General features: G+C 73.0%; 1 protein-coding gene. It reads left to right on the top strand.

Features of this window, described 5'->3' with window-relative positions; translation table 11 throughout:
- Positions 1-29 precede the first annotated feature (29 nt).
- A protein-coding gene (locus tag LO771_RS30005) for an IS5 family transposase (protein WP_374228279.1) occupies positions 30-916 on the top strand; the annotation gives its coding sequence in 2 pieces (ribosomal slippage) (positions 30-384 and positions 384-916; 888 coding nt in all).
- Positions 917-938: the final 22 nt, after the last annotated feature.

Raw genomic sequence — 938 nt, 5'->3', positions numbered from 1 at the left:
CTAGGCCGTGTCTGATAATTGATCTTGTGGTGGGTCGTGGTGAGTTGACGGATGCGGCGTGGGAGCGGATCGCGCCGCTGCTGCCGGGTGCCGACGGGCGGGGTCGTCCGTGGCGGGATCACCGGCAGGTGGTCAACGGGGTGCTGTGGCGGCTGCGGACCGGGGCGCCGTGGCGCGACCTGCCCGAACGGTACGGGCCGTGGCAGACGGTGTACGAGCGCTTCGCCCGGTGGGAGGCGGACGGCACCTGGGCCAGGCTGCTGGAGCACGTCCAGGTCCGCGACGACGCGGTGGGCCGGGTGGAATGGACGGTGTCGGTGGACTCCACCGTCAACCGGGCCCACCAGCACGCCGCCGGCGCCCGCAAAAAGGGGACCCAGAGCGGGACGAACTGGAGGATCCGCAACGCTCGGCGGCGCGGCAGGCCCTCGGCCGGTCCCGGGGCGGGCTGACCACGAAGGTCCACCTGGCCGTGGACGGCCGCGGCCTGCCGCTGTCGATCGTGCTCACCCCCGGCCAGGCGGCGGACGCCACCGCCTTCCCCGCGGTGCTGGAGGGCATCCGCGTCCCGCGCCCGGGGCCCGGCCGGCCCCGCACCCGGCCGGCGCGGGTCCTGGGGGACAAGGCCTACTCCTCCCGCGCGATCCGGGCGTGGTGCAGGCACCACGGGATCGCGGTGACCATTCCCGAACGCGCCGACCAGGCCGGACACCGCCTGCGACGCGGCTCCCGCGGCGGCCGCCCGCCCGCCTTCGACCCGCAGACCTACAAGCAGCGCAACGTCGTCGAACGTTGCTTCAACCGTCTCAAGCAGTTCCGCGCCATCGCCACCCGCTTCGACAAGCTCGCCACCCGCTACCGCACCGGCCTCGTCCTGGCCTCACTCATCCTGTGGCTCCGCGAACCCCAGACATGATCATTTGTCAGACACGGCCTAG

Source organism: Streptacidiphilus sp. ASG 303 (assembly GCF_020991365.1).
Taxonomy (GTDB): domain Bacteria; phylum Actinomycetota; class Actinomycetes; order Streptomycetales; family Streptomycetaceae; genus Peterkaempfera.
The sequence above is the reverse complement of the archived record's forward strand: the minus strand, read 5'-3'. Positions and strand labels throughout refer to the sequence as shown.